At 65.1% G+C, this 2545-nt stretch carries 2 protein-coding genes and 1 riboswitch; both genes read right to left on the reverse strand.

Annotation, left to right across the window (positions count from 1 at the left end; all coding sequences use genetic code 11):
* Positions 1–986 (reverse strand): cobaltochelatase subunit CobN (locus tag AAC126_RS22175; protein WP_339857631.1); only part of this gene is annotated, 986 nt, incomplete at its 3' end.
* Positions 987–1027: 41 nt separating this feature from the next.
* The gene (gene cobW, locus AAC126_RS22180) at positions 1028–2056 is read right to left on the reverse strand and encodes a cobalamin biosynthesis protein CobW (RefSeq protein ID WP_339857633.1); all 1029 of its coding nucleotides are present in this window, start codon (positions 2054–2056) and stop codon (positions 1028–1030) included.
* Positions 2057–2159: 103 nt separating this feature from the next.
* Positions 2160–2388: riboswitch (cobalamin riboswitch) on the reverse strand.
* Positions 2389–2545: the final 157 nt, after the last annotated feature.

The raw sequence follows: 2545 nt of genomic DNA on the forward strand, positions 1-2545 counted from the left end.
CCGTCGACTTCCGGCAGGGCCACGTTCATGGCGATGTCGCGGGCGGAAAGGCCGTTGGTCGAGGCCTCCCAACTCTCCCGGTTGCCGCCGGAGAAGATCACCTGCAACACCGTGCAATCTCCGCCGTCGAACGGGGTTTCAGCGCCGGGCGCGCCCGGCTTGGAGACGGCAAACCCGGTGGCGTTCAGAATCACGCCCGGCGGCGCCTGCTCGATGGCAGCACGCACGAGACCGGCGGAAACCGGGTCCTTGAGGCTGGAGACGAAGATCGGCACCGGGCCCAGTCCCTCGGCCTGCATCGCCTCGATCAGAGCGTCCACCGGTGCCGTGTTCCCAGCCTGCACCAGTGCCCGGTAGAACACGATGGGGGCCGGATGCGCGCCGGGTTCAGACGCGGCCAGCACCTCTTCCAGAGACGGATGAGCCATGCCGGGCAGGTAATATCCCGCCTTCGGCAGCGGTGCGGGTTCGCGCCATTCTGTCTCTGTCCCGATCCGGCTGGCGGCGAAACGGATGGCCTCGGCGGCATTGCCGATCCCGCCCTCGATCATGTAGCGCCAGAGCCGCTGTGTTGCAGCGGTATCGAGGCTACCATACCCGGTCAGCTCCGGGTCCGGCTGATCGTCGCCGGGCAGGAAGGCGAGCGGGATCTTTTTCTTCCGGCAGATGGCGGCGAGTTGCTCGACTCCATAGGGCCAATAGCCGGTGCCTCCGATTACGCGCACGACGACCAGTTTGGCGTGAACCACCATCTCCTCGACATAGAGGTCGACGGAAAGGTTATGGCCGAGCTGCATGAGGTTCGCCAGCCGCAGGCTCGGGAACGGACCGGCATGACCGGCCCGTACTTGTGCATAGCCCTGTGCGAGGCAGGCGAGTTCGGTGTCCGCCGCGCTCAGGAACAGGATATCGCCCGGCGTCTGACCGAGATCGACAGCTTCGCTGCCGTCGGTGACCGAGCCGGGTGTAGCCGCGAGGAGATGCATGGAGCCTCCGCCTTATGCGGGTGGGTCTGCGAGACGGGTGCTTATCCGGCGATGGCGCTGGCGATGGCGTCCCGGTCGAGCCCGTGATGGCCGATCACCACGAGACGGGAGGCGCGTGTCTCTCCTGCCTGCCAGTCGCGGTCGAAATAGCGCTGGATGCGCGGGCCGACACCCTGGATCACCTGCCGCATCGGCTTGCCCGGAATATCGAGGAAGCCTTTTACGCGCAGAATGTCGTGGCTCTGAACGGCGGCGATGATGCGTTCCTCAAGGGCTTCCGCGTCTTCGATCACGCCAAGCGGCAGCACGAAGCTGTCGAAATCCTCGTGGTCGTGCTCATGCCCGTCGTCATGGTGCGAGGGGCGGCTGTCGAGATCGTTTTCCGCCGCCGCGCCAAGGCCGAGCAGCACGTCCGCGCCGAGCTGGCCATGGGCGCTGGTGACGGTCTTCACCGCGCTCCTGAGATAGGGCGCAACGGCTTCCCTAACCTTCGCGAGCCCGGCGTCGTCCAGCAGGTCGGTCTTGTTCAGCACCACCATGTCGGCGCACTGGAGCTGTTCCTCGAACAACTCCTCCAGCGGGCTTTCATGATCGAGGGATTCATCCGCCGTGCGCTGGTCCTGCACTGCATCGTGATCGTCGGCGAAGCGGCCTTCGGAAACGGCCGCCGCGTCGATCACGGTGACCACGCCGTCGACGGTGATTCGGGTCCGCACTTCCGGCCAGGCAAAGGCCTTCACCAGCGGTTTCGGCAGGGCGAGGCCGGAGGTCTCGATGATGATGTGATCGGGGCGTTCCGGGCGGGCCAGAATAGCTTCGATGGCGGGCAGGAAATCGTCCGCCACAGTGCAGCAGATGCAGCCATTGGCGAGCTCCACCACATCGTCCTCGCTGCAGCCTTCGATGCCGCAGCCGGTCAGCAGTTCCCGGTCGACGCCGAGATCGCCGAATTCGTTGATGATGAAGGCGAAGCGGCGGCCGCCGTTATTTTCGACCAGATGCCGGATCAGGCTGGTCTTGCCGGCGCCGAGAAAGCCGGTGATGACGGTGGCGGGGATCTTCTCAGTCATGTCTTCTGTCTCCTGGGCCTTCCACGGCATTATGCCTTGGACCGGTGCGTTGCGCTCTCGTCACCGAACGGAAGACCGTGCCCTGATCACACCCCGGATCAAGGCGGGCGACGATGCTGACGGCAGGTCTCCTGGCTCGCCGGGTCATAACGTTCTGTCCGCCTTCCCGGATGCAGGAAATCCTGCGTCCAGTGGCTTCGGGACAGACCGCTCGCCGGCTACAGTTGCGGGGGCAGCCGCGGCTTGATCCGGCAGACACGCCGAACCGACCGCGTTCCCTTTTGATCCCCCCTCCGAATGAAAGGGTGGGAACCGTCAGCAAAACCGTTGTCGGACGGCGTGGGGGCAGTGTCAAGGGAGCGCGTCGACGGAGAGGCTTAAATCGGCTATATTCGTGCCTATATCGAAGGGAAGCCCCGCCCCGGCGGGCCGGAACCGGACATCCAGAAATGGCCATCACAGCGACGGCTTCGATAGCGCCTCAACTCA

Origin of the sequence: uncultured Nisaea sp. (assembly GCF_963974195.1) — a bacterium.
In the GTDB taxonomy this organism is placed as follows: Bacteria; Pseudomonadota; Alphaproteobacteria; order Thalassobaculales; family Thalassobaculaceae; genus Nisaea.

Bases quoted from the DNA above. Each gene is read 5' to 3' on its own strand.
- cobW (WP_339857633.1), bottom strand. From the start codon at position 2,056: ATGACTGAGAAGATCCCCGCCACCGTCATCACCGGCTTTCTCGGCGCC.